The organism is Bacillus sp. Root920, from assembly GCF_001429445.1.
Classification (GTDB): domain Bacteria; phylum Bacillota; class Bacilli; order Bacillales; family Bacillaceae; genus Bacillus; species Bacillus safensis.
In genome coordinates this window covers 608158-622315 of the sequence record NZ_LMJV01000001.1, presented here as the reverse complement: position 1 = coordinate 622315, position 14158 = coordinate 608158, and the positions used below count along the sequence as shown (strand labels likewise).

Sequence of the window (14158 nt, the reverse complement as noted above, 5' to 3'; positions counted from 1 at the left end):
ACATCATTCGACAGCTTTTGAAATTTATGACCATTTTCATGAAAAACTTTTTTATAAATCCCCATTGAGCTATAATAAAAGAATTGGAATCTTTTACTTGGTTAGGAGCGGATCAAATGCTTCAGCACAACATCAACGAAGAAGAAATCAAACAAACTGCCGAACAGATCAAAGAACTTCTTCCTGCAACAGATGAAAACAAACAACTCATCAAAAAAGCATTGATTACTTATAGACAGGACAGCGTATATCGGCTCAAGCAAGAGTCTGATACCGAATGGTCAGCTTATGTACATGACGTCGTGGCAGCAAAGGTCCACCTTCATGTGCTGTTTCCTGTGAGAAGCAGCTGCTCATGTCCAGCAGATGGACTTTGTAAACACATTCTTGCTGTCTTCTTTTCGCTATACGCTCAAGTAGAGAGTGTGACCGGATTTACAGAAAATTGGTCAGAAAAAGATGAATTACAGCGCAGCAAAGAACTGATTCGCCAGCACTTCCAAGTGAAGCGCCCAGACGAACAATCACTCCAAAGCTGGCTGACTTTTTTCCAAGAGGAATTTAACCTCTGGCTGAAACGGACACCGAAGCACCAGCAAACGCCGCAGCATTTGTATTACGGCTATTTATCGATCCTAAAAAAACACGCACCTGCTTCACCTGAATTCAAGAGCTTGTATGCGATTCATACGTCGATCGATGTATGGCTGAGGCTTCATGAACTCGTCGACCTCGGCCGGCTTGATGCCGAAAAAGACTTTTATTCCATGAATCCCTATGTAGAACAGCTCATGAACACCATTTTTGATTCAGTGGATCATTTGAAGACATACGCCCTTTCCTTTTCCCTCGATCCGTTTCTTGAAAACACACCAACTGCCGTTCGCACACTTCTTCAAATCAGTGGACCTTTCCAGCATGAACGAGTAGCGGTCTTTATGGAGATTTGGGGCACCATATTAAATAGAGGGAAATGGGTCAAAAAAGAAACAGAATTACTAAAGAACGCCCAGAAGAAAGAACAAACGGTTGAACGTACAATCGGCCTGATGCACATGGATTATTTACTGAAAGAAGACGAAAGCCTCTTTCAGCAATTACAGCTGCTCAATGCGGATATGCTGCCAAATGTGCTCAATTGGCTAAAGGATCTCACAAACCGAAAGGACTGGAAGCGGCTCAAGCTCTGGTATCATGAAATCACCTATATATTAGAGGAATATTGCCAGCTCGACCTTTCCTACAGAGAACTGCGGGGAGCCGTCAGTGATTTCTTCTTTTATTTAGATGCATACTTTAAGCAGACGAAGGATCATCATTTATATGAACGCTACCTACAAATCTGTATGCCCTATGCGTTTACAGAATACAGTCAGCTCTTGTATGCACAGCAGCGTTATGCGGAATGGATTGAGATTCACAGCCTTGTTGGTTTCTCCATTAGTGAACTGGAGAAGGATTTGATCAAGCAGATTGCAAAAGAGGAGCCGGAAGCCCTCATTCCATCGTACCACCGTGAAATCTCACTGCTTCTCGATCAAAAGAATCGAAGTGCTTATCGAGAGTCTGTGAAAATGCTGAAGAAACTGCGCACGCTTTATCATAAAACGAAAAAAACCGCGATCTGGGAAAGGTATGTAAAGCAGCTGCAAGATTCAACAAAAAGGCTGCGTGCGTTCCAAGAGGAAATGAAGAAAGGAAAATTGATTGATGACACGCCATAAACAAATTGTCATTCATGCAGAACAAACTGAAGATTTCTCTTTCACCATTTCAGCGCAAGCAGAGGACGGACACCCTGTTCCGCTTAATGAAATGAAGAGGCAGCTTTTCCAATGGCACGAATCTTCTTTCTACGGAACATTTTTAGAAGATGTCAGCTTTATTGGCACACCTGCCTTTCTATTAAGCCCTTGGATGACCGTTGAGTTGCTGGGAAAAAATTCATTTAATACGTTTAGTCATGTGACATTAACGGATGAAACGGAACCACTGATGAAAACAGCCTCCACCATTTACGAATTCATCGAGGACGAAGATTTCGTTCCCGATTATGAGGCGTGGACAAAAGGCGAACTTCGGTTTAAAGACAAAGAAGGCCTATTAGATGGTTATACGGCTGATTGGTTCTCCTTTGCTGTACAGGATTACATTCAATATGATGATGCCTTGCAGCACAAATGGAACCGCATGACCGCACAATCGCCTGCGCTCTCATCCTTCCAAGGACATTTTCTAGATGAGCAGGATTTCCTGGAGACGATTGGCTGGATTGATGACGAAACGCCGTTCACTGTCGGCTTGCGCTTAAACGAGCCAGATTTTGACGGAGATGATTGGAAAATCGAATTGTTTTTGCGTGATAAGAAAAACAGCGACCTTCACTTTTTTGAAGGCATTCGTTCATTGAAAAGGTCTTGGCATCCGTATCAAGATAAAATTTCAAGAGAGCTGGAACGATTCAGTCAAATCGTCCCTTGGCTTTCTTTCACATCTGGCACCACACTTATGTCAGAAGAAGAAGCGTGGCTCTTCCTATCTGAAGCAAGTGAAACACTTGTCAATATGGGCATTGAGATTCTGCTCCCATCGTGGTGGCAAATTGTCAAAGACAGCACGATGATGTTAAAAGCAAGGATTTCTTCTACACCGCGAGGCGAATCGCATGTCGGAATGGACGCATTAATGGACTTTAATTGGCGCTTTGCTACAAACGGCATTGAGCTGACAGAAGATGAGTTCAACGAACTTGTCCAAAGCAAACGACGTCTTGTCAACATTCGAGGACAATGGATCAAAATAGACCCGACCTTCATCCAGCAAATGAAAAAGTGGATGGAGCGTGCCGAAAATGAAGGACTTCACATGTCTGATATTTTGTCACGCGAACTGGCAGATCAAGAAGCATCCTCTGAATCGATTCCAGAACTACTAGACAGTTCAGCATTTGCCCATATTCAATTTGAACTTTCATCGCAATTAAGAGGGCTTGTCCACCAATTAAACGATTCGCACGAGCTCCCTTCTTACGAAATGAGTGAGTCCTTCAAAGGCACACTGCGTCCGTATCAGCAGCATGGCGTGAATTGGCTGTTATTTTTAAGATCTCATGGATTTGGGGCTTGTTTAGCAGATGATATGGGACTTGGAAAAACGATTCAAATGATCGCGTATTTCACGTATTTGAAGGAGCAGGAGCAAAATGCCGCTCCATCTCTCATCATAGCGCCGACTTCTGTTTTAGGAAACTGGCAGCGAGAGCTCGAAACATTCGCACCACATTTGAAGGTTGCCCTGCATTATGGCCCATCGCGTCCACAGGGAGAGGACTTCACAAAAGCATACGAGTCAACAGATATTGTTCTGACGTCTTATGGACTCTCACATTCTGATCGTGATGAATTAACGGCAGCAAAGTGGAATACCATTTGCTTAGACGAAGCCCAAAACATCAAGAACGCCCATACGAAACAATCGAGAGCGATTAGACAGCTCAAAGGACAGCATCACATAGCCCTCAGCGGGACACCAATGGAAAACCGTTTGACAGAGCTTTGGTCCATATTCGACTTCGTCAACAAAGGATATCTCGGCAGCCTGACCAGCTTCCATAAAAAGTTCGTCCTTCCGATTGAAAAAGACCGTGAAGAAAAAAGAATTGAACAGCTGCAGCAGCTGATCAAACCATTTTTATTAAGACGAACAAAACAAGATGAAGAGGTTGCCCTAAACTTGCCTGAAAAACTCGAAGAAAAAGAATTCATACCGCTATCTGCTGAGCAGGCGTCTTTATATGAACAGCTCGTGAAGGATACCTTTGAACATATGGCATCATTAACAGGGATGCAGCGGAAAGCCATTATTTTAAGTATGCTTGGCAGACTCAAACAAATTTGTGATCACCCTGCGCTCTATTTAAAAGAGAGTGGAACAGATGTGAAACTGCTGAAACGTTCGTTAAAAATGGATAAACTCGCAGAGCTGTTAAAAGCGATACATGAGCAAGGAGAAAGCTGCCTCATCTTTACGCAGTATATTGAAATGGGTAACATGATCAAGCAGCTGGCAGAAAAGATGTTTGGAGAACCAGTCCAATTTTTAAATGGCAGTCTCTCAAAACAGGAGCGGGACAAAATGGTGGACCGCTTCCAGAAGAAAGAATTCAACATCTTAATTCTCTCTTTAAAAGCAGGAGGAACAGGACTCAACCTAACCGCCGCAAACCATGTCATTCACTACGATAGATGGTGGAATCCTGCTGTGGAAAACCAAGCGACAGACCGAGCTTATCGGATTGGACAAAAACGATTTGTTCACGTCCATAAGATGATCACAACGGGCACAATCGAGGAAAAAATCGATCAAATGCTCGAAACAAAACAAACATTAAATGATCAAATTATCCAAAGCGAAAGCTGGATTACAGAGCTATCGACAAACGAACTAGAAGACTTATTTACCTTAAGTGCCGCCGCTCAATCATCTTAATCACAGCAAAAAGAGGACTTTTCTCAAGTTTCATGAAAAGTCCTCTTTTTTATTTGATATAAACGTAAGCTAAATGTTCAGTTTTTTCAATGCAGATTTCACATTCATATACGTATTTAATTCACGGAAGTCCTCTCTCATTTCTCCCATCTTCATTGCAAGATTCGGTTTAATTCCTGTCACAATGAGTTCAGTACCCGTCATTAAAATCAAATCGTTCAGCTTAAAGATCGCATCTGCCACAAATGAATCCACTTCTAATAATCCGGACAGATCGACAATAAAATAATCATCCTTGGACTGAGAGATATAGGTGGAGACCGTTGAAATGATCTTATCAAATCTTGGCGCTGTTAACGTACCAATGATCGGTAACACAGAGATACCATCTTTCACCGGAACGATTGGAACAGAAATATTCAGCACTTCATCAATTGATTGCTCAAGAAGCTCCTGCTGTTCCTTCTCTTTCGTGACATCCTTTTGCAGACCAACAAAATAAAGACGTTTTCCTTCCTTTTCGTCAATCCAAAGAGGAGCGACACTTAACTCGTTCCAAAACATTTGTCCAGTTTTTTTATAATTTTTCAGCTGAACCGTGACAGCCTCTTTGTTCTCAATGGCTGTTCTAATTTGCTTGAGAGCGATTTGTTCAGTTTCATCTCCCTGAAGGAAACGACAATTCCTCCCCAATACTTCAGTTTCTTGATAGCCTGTCATATCTAAAAAGCCCTTGTTCACATATATTAAAGGATTATCAGGTAAAGACGGGTCCGTCACCGTCAGGCCAACCTGAGTATAGTCCAAGGCTTCCTTGATTAAATGCAGATTTTCGGACTTATAAGATTCCAGCGCCATTCGTTTACTCTCCTTATTTTCCTTACAAGCGGGTTATATTCATAATTAAATTATATGATGTTCCACATCATGTGTAAATAGAAGTGGTTCTGAATTCCTCTTTTGTAGAATGCGCTTCATCCTATGTGATTTATACCACGACATCTGATTCATCTATTTCAAAAGGTGCCGGATCATATGCGCGACACCGTGTTCATCATTAGATAACGTCACGTGATCAGCGATTTCTTTTATATCCTGTCTCGCATTCCCCATTGCAACCCCAACACCAGCAGCTCGAAGCATTGATTCATCATTTAAACTGTCTCCTACAGCCGCTGCCCTACTTAAAGGAATACCTAGTCTTTCTGCCAGCCTTGTTAATGCCTGCCCTTTAGACGCGTCCTTTGAACCAATTTCAAAGTTATGATCAGCCGAACTGACCAATGTTACATCTGAATCATCACCAAACATATCCCATCCGGCTTTCAATCTGTCTTGAAAAAAAGAAAAACCTAAGATATTGTAAAATGAAAGCTTTCGATCCTCACGAAACAATTCTTTATATGTATCAATATAAGAAAAACCCGACTGGCTGTATTGAACTTCTGCCGCTTGTTTTAAGACATTTTGATCCGTTTCTGGATTGGCACTTTTTAAACGGTCCATTTCAATCGCAAGAAGCTCTCTGCCGCGATTTGGCGTGAAAATGGCTTCGTTTGTAAAGACTTCATAATAATAATCACGTTCTTCAAGCCATGACAGTATGTGTTTAGCCTTTTCTTCTTGTAAAGCAGCTGAATGGTACACTAGTCCAGTTGGATCATGAATTACAGCTCCATTGGCACTAATCACCCATGTATTCATACCAAGCTGGTCAAAAATAGACCTTACATCAAAATAAGCTCTCCCTGTTGACACGACAACCTCAATTCCATTCGCAGCTGCTTCCTTTAATGCCTGCTCGTTTTCCTGACTCACTTTGTGTTCACTGTTCAATAAAGTTCCATCTAAATCCGTTGCGATTAATTGAATGTTTGTCATCGTTCTCTCCTTTTTGTCTCTATTTTCAACCGACATACCGTTAACAAAATCCATCATCATTATGAAATGAGTATCCACTATTTGCAAGAGCTGATCGGTTAAACAGTGAATAAAAGGGTATCCGGCCACGCAAATATGACCGGATACACACAAAGGGGATTCACAAGGGGACACACGACCTATACAAAGAAGCATTGGTTCTATATTACGCAGTGTTCATATGAACAAGGCAGCATCTATCAGCTTTAGCTAGAGGGGGGCTGTCAGATGATAGACGTTACCTTTTGATTCGTGACTTGCCTCCTTTCCTTTCAGCTACCCCTAGTCTACGGAGAAAGGCCGTATGTGACAAAACAGGAAAATAGCAAAATAGGCCTTCAAATTCTCTATATCCTCATTCATTTCTGTTTTTTACCGCTTGCGTATAAAACATCATCTTGTTTTGTTTGATGAAATACTTATTTTTCATAAATTGATAAAAAATATCTGAATGAATCCAATTACTAGAAGGCATGTGAATATAATCAGATCCGTCCCACGCAAACCAATAAAAACAAAGCCGGCCATCATGAACCGACAGCTGAAACTCAAAACAGTCCATTTGATCCTCGGTGACATATTGAAACGTGAGTGACTCTCCTTCTTCCATATACACATCACAAAATGAAAGAATGTCTCCCCACGAATAAACACGTATATCACTCTTTGCCTTGTCGTCGCCAATATGAATGTTTCTCAATTGATAGGACTCCATAAAACATCTCCTTTCACTCATGTGCAGCTAGTTCTAAGCAGGCAGCGGTTTCATTTATACAGATGTTGTATGCTATAATAATACTTACGAATAATGAACGCTTGTGAGGTGATAAATATGAAAACCTTTAGGCTGATTGATTTAAAAATTGAACTTGATCCACAGCAAGATAAAATGTCCAGTATTCCCCTTCGTGACGGTTTAATCATTAATAAAGAAGACGGTGAAAATCACTGGATGATCGAGGCACTCATTCCAAAGAAACATAGACAGGTGTTTGAGGTACTCTTTCAGCAGCACACAGAAGTGAAGATTCTTGTAACGATCACTAAAGAAAACAACCGCCCTGTTCATCTATCTGTCCAAGTCAAAAACATCGTTGCCTTAGAAGAAAACATTTCTGTGTTACTCGATGGTAAAATGATTACAAATCGTTACAGAACAGAAACTGAAGAAGTATTAAAAGACCTCGTCAAAGAGGGGCTGTCAGGAGAAAAACTACTGGATGCTTTTAAACAAAACACATAAAAAAGAGCGGGATCAGCCGCTCTTAGATTGTTGACAAAGGGCTAAAATGAACTTGATTTTAGCCCTTTGTCTTCTTTTCAGCGTGTTTGAAAACCTTTGAAGTCTAGGAAGGGCGAGCACTGGAACGTAGCGAATTTAACATTCGTGAGTACCGGAGCGCAGACCTGACACCGAATGCGAAGGTTTGTCCGCGCACTGAGACGGGATCAGCCGCTCTTTTTCTATTGCACATCTTTAGACTGGCTTTGATTTTTCAATAAATCTCTGATTTCAGTTAGCAAAACTTCCGTTTGATCCGGCGTTTCCACAACCTCTTCTTCCTCAACCTTTTTCCGTTTTAACTTATTCAAATAACGAATAAAGATAAAAATGGAAAACGAGATAATTAAGAAATCAACCACTGTTTGAATAAAGTTCCCATATAAAATTTGAGCAGCTCCGATTTTAATGGATAAACCGCTAAAATCATGCCCTCCAATAATAATACCGACAAGCGGCATAATTAAATCATTCACAAGAGAAGTGACAATTTTGCCAAATGCTCCCCCAATGATGACACCTACAGCCAAGTCAATGACATTGCCCTTGACGGCAAACTCTCTAAACTCTTTCAGCATCCTTTATCACCTTCATCTTTTTTTGTCTAATATGACGTTTTTTTGTCAAAATTGCAAGTCCTTATCCGTTCTAACTGAACGTTCCTAAATAAAAAAGCGATTCATGCTTAATGAACCGCCAGGAAAATCATGATACTTTAGGACCGATAGAAAATGTCAGTTCTGCTTCACATGCAATTTCGCCATCTACTGTCGCTACTGCTTTTCCTTTTGCAACCGGCCCGCGGAGGCGCGTCACTTCAACCTCTAAACGAAGCTGGTCACCAGGCTTGACCTGTCTTTTGAAGCGGCATCCGTCAATCCCTGCAAACAAACCAATCTTTCCTTTGTTTTCTTCCTTGCCTAACATAATCACACCAAAAACCTGTGCGAGTGCTTCTACTATAAGCACACCTGGCATGACTGGGTAACCAGGGAAATGGCCATTAAAAAATTCTTCATTCACTGTGACATTTTTAATTCCAACCGCTCTTTTTTCTCCCTCAACCTCTAAAATACGGTCAACCAATAAAAATGGATAACGGTGTGGAATAATGTCTTGAATTTGCTGAGCATCAAGCATATCTTGATCTCTCCTTCTTTTCTATATCGCTGATCTTCATTTGATTCCTATAGAAGTATATTATGAATGCTGGCATTTTTCAATATTCGCCTTATGCATATGGTAAAAAATAGAATCTATCATTACCAATTGTCATCAAATATAATCCACACTACACTCATTGTTTTTTCACAAATATGGTAATATATATTACATCATTGATTGAATAAGAGGGTAAAAATGAATTTTATGAGCGATAAATCCATAAAAAAACTTCTCCATTCCTGGTATACAATGCTAAAGCATCGACATTTTTCGAAGGCTGAAGAAATCAAAAAAACACTGCTAAAATATAAACGCAAATTATCAAAAAAACAGGAACTCTATTTCCATTATCAGCTGATGCTTTTCCGTCATCAGCTCTGGATGAATCAGACAGAGGACTTAGAAAAACTCAAACATGAACTGCTGCCCCACAAAGATGATATGAACGAAGAACTGCAATATTATTTTTATTTCTTTCTCGGATTATATGAATCTTTAAAAAGTGATCAAAATGATGCGATTCATTATCTCGAAAAGGCAGAGGAACGACTGCCATTACTTAACGATGAGCTGGAGGAAGCAGAGTTCCATTTCCGTACAAGCGGTGTTTATTATAACAACCGTTACTCGTTGTTATCGATTCGTCATATTCAAAAAGCCATGGATATTTTTGCAAAGCACGGAGATATCCATAGCATCTATCGGTGTAAAATTGTGCTCGCTCTTAACTATAGCGACCAAAAAAAATATAAGGAAGCGGAAGATATTTTCATTGAAATTATTGATTATGTGAAAAAGATTGATGATCAAGAGCTGCTCGGTATCGTTTATTATGATGCTGGCTTTATTCAGTCAAGACAAAACCGTCATAAGGAAGCGCTGGAATACTTCAAAAAAGCGCTTCGTCTTCCAGCATACCGAAAGTCAGCACACTCCTATGTATCGTGCCTATACGAAACTGTGCGTTCCTGTTTTAAAGAAAATTTAACCGATGAAGGGATGAAATATATTCAAAAAGGACTGAAAGAAGCCGTTGCTTCCCAGTTTGATATATTAAGAATGAAGTTTCAAATCTTATCTCTTCTCTACAGCCAAACGCCAAAGGCAGATGAGCAGATCGCCACTCTCGTCACATGTCTTGAACGAAAAGAAGCCTGGATTGATCTTGAGGATCTGCTTGCTGATGTCTCAGATTTTTATAAAAAAAAGGGCGACTTTGAGCGAGCCGCCTTTTTTATCATGAGAGGCTGATACCAGCCTCTGATTATCGAATTGTATTAATTAATCCCAGCATTTGATCGCCCATCGTAATCGTTCTTGAATTCATCTGATAGGAACGCTGTGTTGTCATGAGGTCTGTTAATTCTTTCGACATGTCCACATTTGACGTTTCCAGTGCACCTTGCTGAAGCTGAATCGCCTCTCGGTTTGCTCCATTTAGTGCAGTTAATGCGCCTTGATAGGTTCCGTCGACCGAGAACAAATTATCTCCTTCAGAGACAAGTGCTGACGAATTATTGACTTGTACAACGCCTAGATTCACTTGCTGATTCGGTTGATTATCTCTTGAAATCGCCGTAAGCCGTCCATTTTTATCGATTGAAATATCACGGAAATTCGCATTTAAGACGATTGCATTTCCGTTTTCATCAAGAATCGGATAGCCTTCGCTCGTGACAAGCTGCACTTGGTTACGGTTATTGCCCGGCTGCAAGTAAAGTGAACCATCTCTTGTATAACGGATATTACCGCCGGCGTTGACCTGCAAATACTGCGACGGCGCTCCGAAGGCAACATCAAGATCACGTCCTGTTTCTTTAATCGAGCCTTGCAGCGAGTTAATGGACGCATTGACCATTGTCCCCGTTCCAAGCCTTAACCCAGCAGGTGTCAGACGACTGTTTGCCACCTGCTCATTTTTTTCATCTACCTGATTAAACTGCTGTCTGATCAGCTCTGAGAAACGGGTGTTTTTCGCGCGGTACCCTGTTGTTTCACTGTTCGCGATGTTGTTGCTGATGATGTCAAGCTGCTTTTGCACTTCATTCATTGATACAGCTGCGTTTATCATCGTTCTAAGCATAATTATCCTCCTTTCTTTTTCATTTCTTGATTAGTACACTCTGCCAATTTCATTCACTGCTTTTTCTAAGCTTTTATCATACGCCTGAACCACTTTTTGATTTGTTTCAAATGCTCGGTAGGCCGTTGTCATATCTGTATATGATTTCGTCACATCCACGTTCGACAGCTCCGATACGCCTTGGCTTAACGTATAGGACATTTGACCGTTATTGACTGCACTTGGCAGTGGCTGGTTATCAGCTGTACGGTATAAATCATTTCCTTCACGCGCTAGGTTTCTTGTATCCATCGCAACACGTACATCGATTTGACCAAGATTTTGGCCATTTTCAGACACAGTACCATCTGCATTCACTTTGAAATTCTCACTCTGAACCGTAATCGGCTGACCTGTCACGGAAAGAAGAGCGCGTCCATTAATCGTCAGCTGATTTTGTGCGTTCAATGTAATGGAGCTGCTTTTCGTATAACGAACGCCTTCTGGTGTGTTGACCGCATAAAATAGCGCCGATTTCTGATTGGTCTCCGGATTGATCGGCACATTATTTTCAACTAGTGCTAAATCTGTTGTTTGATCTGTTGTTTTTAAAGTTCCCTGTGTAAATTGAGGGATTAATTCCTGCATATATGTCCCAGTATTGATTCCGCCAATCGGCGATTGCAGTGGAACACTAAAGCCTTTGCCTGAAGATGTTTGGAAACGTCCTGATTCCATTCGGCTCAGCAGCATTTCTGGAAATGCACGCATTGCCCCTTCATCCGCTTTATAGCCTGGGGTATTCGCATTTGCGATATTATTTGAAAGCATTTCTGTCCGCCGCTCTTGAGCGATCATGGCAGATGTTGCGGTGTATAGTCCTTTTAACACGTGCTCACCTCATTCAAATTCTTTCACATGACCTAAACACAATCTTCTATGAAATATATCGGCTGATTAGCAGGGTTCTTTAATAAAAATCCCCCATTCTTTCTAAAAAGAATGAGGGAAATCATTAGCTGAGTTTACGCTTTGGCAGCTTGTCCATATTATCAAGCATCACACCCGTACCAACTGCTACACAGTCCATTGGATTTTCAGCAACGAAAACTGGTACTTTCAGCTCTTCTGCAAGCAATTGATCAAGCCCGTTTAGAAGAGCTCCGCCACCTGTAATGATGACGCCGCGATCGATAATATCAGCTGATAATTCAGGCGGTGTTCTTTCAAGAACTTGTTTCGCAGCCTGAACAATCGCAGATACAGATTCACGCAATGCTTCTTCTACTTCTTTGCTTGTGACGGTAATCGTTCTTGGTAATCCTGTCACCATGTCTCGTCCACGAATCGAAATCTCTTCGTGACGTGCGTCTGGGAATACCGTTGCAACTTGGATCTTAATATCCTCAGCCGTGCGCTCACCGATCAACAGCTTGTACTCTTTTTTAATGTAGTTTAGAATTTCCAGATCAAATTTGTCTCCAGCCATTTTAATAGAAGAGGCGGTTACAATGTCACCCATTGAGATGACAGCGATATCTGTCGTTCCGCCTCCAATATCTACGACCATGTTTCCACTTGGCTGAAAAATATCCATACCAGCACCAATCGCTGCTACTTTTGGCTCTTCTTCAAGAAATACATGCTTACCACCGCTTTTTTCAGCAGCTTCTTTGATCGCCTTCTGCTCAACAGATGTAATATTTGTCGGGCAGCAGATGAGCATACGCGGCTTAGAGAACAGCCCTTTCACATTTAATTTGTTAATAAAATGCTTGAGCATCGCTTCAGTTACTTCAAAATCAGCGATTACGCCGTCTTTTAATGGACGAATCGCAACAATATTCCCAGGCGTACGTCCAACCATTCGTCTAGCCTCTTCTCCAACAGCCAAAACTTTCCCGCTGTTTTTGTCAAGAGCTACCACAGATGGTTCATTTAACACAATTCCTTTTCCTTTGACATGAATCAGTACATTTGCAGTACCAAGATCAATTCCAATATCCCTAGCAAACATCTATATATATCCTCCTTGAAAATCTGTTTCCATAGCAAATACCACATTCTGCCCTAATTATATATTCTATCATAATTTGCAGAAAAAAAGATATTTCTTTACAAAAGTCTTTACAAAATTTGTGGTTAGAAACTACCGATATGAGGAAGATATATATATCATGTTTATGAACAAAGAACTAAGCTTACTGTTTCACAGGCTCGCCTTCTAAAATTTCTTCTTTTTTATACTTTAACTTGGTGGCTTCTCCTCCTCGCAAGTGGCGGATTGATTTATGATAATCCAGTATCTCCTTTACTTCATTAGCCAGATCTGGATTAATTTCTGGCAGTCTTTCTGTTAGATCCTTGTGTACAGTACTTTTAGAGACTCCAAATTCTTTCGCAATAACACGAACGGTTTTCTTTGTCTCCACGATATACTTTCCTATCTTGATTGTTCGCTCTTTGATGTAATCGTGCACACCACTCGACCTCCCTAAAATGGATGTGAGAAGTGTGAAATGAGATCCGTATGAAGATTATCCATTTTCAGCGGCGCTTGTTCGTCGTAATTTCTCATCCATTAGGTAGTAAATGCCAAACACGATCCCTCACCTCAAACACTCTCTTTGTCAGGTTTGTAACAGTGTATTAGCATTGAATAGGGAATATGCTAAAAATGAAGATGGGACAAGGGATTTATCAGAAAAGGCAAAACAAAAAATCATTTCGGGGCGCGAAAATTTCCACTTTACAAGAAAGGGTTCAGCACGTAAAATAGAAAAGGTGAATTTATTTACCTAGCTAAATATTTAAAAAAGGTGAGCATATGGATACGTTAAATAGAGAGTGTTTACATCAAATACATCAAGGCGCACGGCTGCTGTCTAAAAAGGCGAACGAAGCGCTTGCCGCTTATGACTTGTACATGTCCCAGTGGACTGTGCTTTTTTGTTTGGATACATTCGGCCCAAAAACCCAAAAAGACATCTGGACATATTTGAACGTCGAAGCACCGACCATCACCAGAACCGTCACCCGTTTAGAAGCAAACGGCTGGGTGAAACGTGTACAAGGCAAAGACAAACGTGAGAATCTGATCGTGATGACAGATGATGCAAAAGCCCGATTTGAAGAAATCAAACGCACGATGGAACAATTTGAAGAAGAATGTCTTTCAGATTTTACCTACGAAGAAAAACAACTCCTCCATACACTTTTACACAAATTATCTACTGAATAGG

14 protein-coding genes are annotated in these 14158 nt (G+C 40.9%); 5 read left to right on the top strand and 9 right to left on the bottom strand.

The features are described from left to right. Window positions 1-116 precede the first annotated feature (116 nt). Window positions 117-1724: an SWIM zinc finger family protein gene (locus ASE42_RS02835; protein WP_041108115.1), complete on the top strand. Its 1608-nt coding sequence runs from the start codon at window positions 117-119 to the stop codon at window positions 1722-1724. Beyond that, window positions 1711-4488 (top strand): DEAD/DEAH box helicase, encoded by a 2778-nt coding sequence (locus ASE42_RS02830; RefSeq protein ID WP_056765594.1) that lies wholly within the window; start codon window positions 1711-1713, stop codon window positions 4486-4488. The genes ASE42_RS02835 and ASE42_RS02830 overlap by 14 nt, the downstream gene beginning before the upstream one ends. Window positions 4489-4557: 69 nt before the next feature. Here the strand turns inward: ASE42_RS02830 and ASE42_RS02825 are convergent, their stop codons facing one another. From ASE42_RS02825 to ASE42_RS02815, 3 genes are all read right to left on the bottom strand, one after another. Next, window positions 4558-5346, bottom strand: a complete 789-nt coding sequence (locus tag ASE42_RS02825; RefSeq protein ID WP_056765592.1) for a PAS domain-containing protein — start codon at window positions 5344-5346, stop codon at window positions 4558-4560. 153 nt (window positions 5347-5499) lie between these two features. Then, window positions 5500-6360 carry a Cof-type HAD-IIB family hydrolase gene (locus ASE42_RS02820; protein WP_216358930.1) on the bottom strand — a complete coding sequence of 287 codons (861 nt, stop codon included), beginning with the start codon at window positions 6358-6360 and terminating at the stop codon, window positions 5500-5502. A gap of 403 nt (window positions 6361-6763) precedes the next feature. Beyond that, window positions 6764-7123 (bottom strand): hypothetical protein, encoded by a 360-nt coding sequence (locus ASE42_RS02815; protein WP_056765590.1) that lies wholly within the window; start codon window positions 7121-7123, stop codon window positions 6764-6766. 117 nt (window positions 7124-7240) lie between these two features. Here ASE42_RS02815 and ASE42_RS02810 point away from each other — a divergent pair, with 117 nt between their 5' ends. Continuing rightward, on the top strand, window positions 7241-7651 hold the full coding sequence (locus ASE42_RS02810; protein WP_024423692.1) for a YwpF-like family protein: 411 nt from the start codon (window positions 7241-7243) through the stop codon (window positions 7649-7651). 221 nt (window positions 7652-7872) lie between these two features. Here the strand turns inward: ASE42_RS02810 and mscL are convergent, their stop codons facing one another. Then, the gene (gene mscL, locus ASE42_RS02805; protein ID WP_024423693.1) at window positions 7873-8268 is read right to left on the bottom strand and encodes a large conductance mechanosensitive channel protein MscL; all 396 of its coding nucleotides are present in this window, start codon (window positions 8266-8268) and stop codon (window positions 7873-7875) included. Window positions 8269-8395: 127 nt separating this feature from the next. Further along, complete coding sequence (gene fabZ, locus ASE42_RS02800) at window positions 8396-8830, bottom strand: 3-hydroxyacyl-ACP dehydratase FabZ (protein WP_056765588.1); 435 nt, start codon at window positions 8828-8830, stop codon at window positions 8396-8398. 219 nt (window positions 8831-9049) lie between these two features. Between fabZ and ASE42_RS02795 the strand changes: the two genes are divergently transcribed. Further along, window positions 9050-10105, top strand: coding sequence for a tetratricopeptide repeat protein (locus ASE42_RS02795; RefSeq protein WP_041108125.1), 1056 nt, complete (start codon window positions 9050-9052; stop codon window positions 10103-10105). Window positions 10106-10118: 13 nt separating this feature from the next. Here ASE42_RS02795 and ASE42_RS02790 read toward each other — a convergent pair whose 3' ends face one another. The 4 genes from ASE42_RS02790 to spoIIID all read right to left on the bottom strand — a co-directional run bounded on the left by ASE42_RS02790 (window position 10119) and on the right by spoIIID (window position 13396). Next, complete coding sequence (locus ASE42_RS02790; RefSeq protein WP_034281197.1) at window positions 10119-10937, bottom strand: flagellar hook-basal body protein; 819 nt, start codon at window positions 10935-10937, stop codon at window positions 10119-10121. 30 nt (window positions 10938-10967) lie between these two features. Further along, window positions 10968-11807: a flagellar hook-basal body protein gene (locus ASE42_RS02785; protein WP_056765583.1), complete on the bottom strand. Its 840-nt coding sequence runs from the start codon at window positions 11805-11807 to the stop codon at window positions 10968-10970. 124 nt (window positions 11808-11931) lie between these two features. Continuing rightward, window positions 11932-12933: a cell shape-determining protein Mbl gene (gene mbl, locus ASE42_RS02780; RefSeq protein WP_007497573.1), complete on the bottom strand. Its 1002-nt coding sequence runs from the start codon at window positions 12931-12933 to the stop codon at window positions 11932-11934. Window positions 12934-13117: 184 nt separating this feature from the next. Continuing rightward, on the bottom strand, window positions 13118-13396 hold the full coding sequence (gene spoIIID, locus ASE42_RS02775; protein ID WP_008343327.1) for a sporulation transcriptional regulator SpoIIID: 279 nt from the start codon (window positions 13394-13396) through the stop codon (window positions 13118-13120). Window positions 13397-13743: 347 nt separating this feature from the next. Here spoIIID and ASE42_RS02770 point away from each other — a divergent pair, with 347 nt between their 5' ends. Beyond that, window positions 13744-14157, top strand: coding sequence for a MarR family winged helix-turn-helix transcriptional regulator (locus ASE42_RS02770; RefSeq protein ID WP_024423697.1), 414 nt, complete (start codon window positions 13744-13746; stop codon window positions 14155-14157). Window position 14158: the final 1 nt, after the last annotated feature.

Coding starts and splice junctions, on each gene's coding strand:
- ASE42_RS02795 (WP_041108125.1), top strand. CDS start 9,050: ATGAATTTTATGAGCGATAAATCCATAAAAAAACTTCTCCATTCCTGG.
- ASE42_RS02830 (WP_056765594.1), top strand. CDS start 1,711: ATGACACGCCATAAACAAATTGTCATTCATGCAGAACAAACTGAAGAT.
- mscL (WP_024423693.1), bottom strand. CDS start 8,268: ATGCTGAAAGAGTTTAGAGAGTTTGCCGTCAAGGGCAATGTCATTGAC.
- ASE42_RS02825 (WP_056765592.1), bottom strand. CDS start 5,346: ATGGCGCTGGAATCTTATAAGTCCGAAAATCTGCATTTAATCAAGGAA.
- ASE42_RS02815 (WP_056765590.1), bottom strand. CDS start 7,123: ATGGAGTCCTATCAATTGAGAAACATTCATATTGGCGACGACAAGGCA.
- mbl (WP_007497573.1), bottom strand. CDS start 12,933: ATGTTTGCTAGGGATATTGGAATTGATCTTGGTACTGCAAATGTACTG.
- ASE42_RS02770 (WP_024423697.1), top strand. CDS start 13,744: ATGGATACGTTAAATAGAGAGTGTTTACATCAAATACATCAAGGCGCA.
- ASE42_RS02810 (WP_024423692.1), top strand. CDS start 7,241: ATGAAAACCTTTAGGCTGATTGATTTAAAAATTGAACTTGATCCACAG.
- fabZ (WP_056765588.1), bottom strand. CDS start 8,830: ATGCTTGATGCTCAGCAAATTCAAGACATTATTCCACACCGTTATCCA.
- ASE42_RS02835 (WP_041108115.1), top strand. CDS start 117: ATGCTTCAGCACAACATCAACGAAGAAGAAATCAAACAAACTGCCGAA.
- ASE42_RS02790 (WP_034281197.1), bottom strand. CDS start 10,937: ATGCTTAGAACGATGATAAACGCAGCTGTATCAATGAATGAAGTGCAA.